General features: G+C 62.8%; 1 protein-coding gene. It reads left to right on the forward strand.

The features are described from left to right. A partial coding sequence (locus HMPREF2863_RS09350) for an NADPH-dependent FMN reductase (RefSeq protein ID WP_246828872.1) occupies positions 1-330 on the forward strand: 330 nt, incomplete at its 5' end. Between the last annotated feature and the right edge of the window lie 14 nt (positions 331-344).

The following is a 344-nucleotide window of genomic DNA, read 5'->3' on the forward strand; positions in this document are numbered from 1 at the left end:
AGAACGTCCGGACCGAATGAAGGGGGCGGCCCAGGGAGCCTGCGTCGCGGCTCCGTCGCCCCCAAGATCGCGCAAAACGTCCTCCCCCTGTTCCCCGAAGGCTACGAGGCCCGGATCGTGGAGATCCGCGACCTCCCCCTCTACGACTTCGACTACGACGACCCCGAGGTCACCGACAAGCCGGTACCGGCCGAGTACATTGCCTTCCGAGAGACGATCAAAGCCTCCACCGGGGTGCTCTTCGTCACACCCGAGAACAACCGCACCATCCCGGCATGCCTGAAGAACGCCGTCGACATCGGTTCCAAACCTAACTGTTGTGGGTCATGAGGTTCTTGACATGG

This window comes from Micrococcus sp. HMSC067E09, from assembly GCF_001812555.1.
GTDB classification, from domain to species: Bacteria; Actinomycetota; Actinomycetes; order Actinomycetales; family Micrococcaceae; genus Micrococcus; species Micrococcus lylae.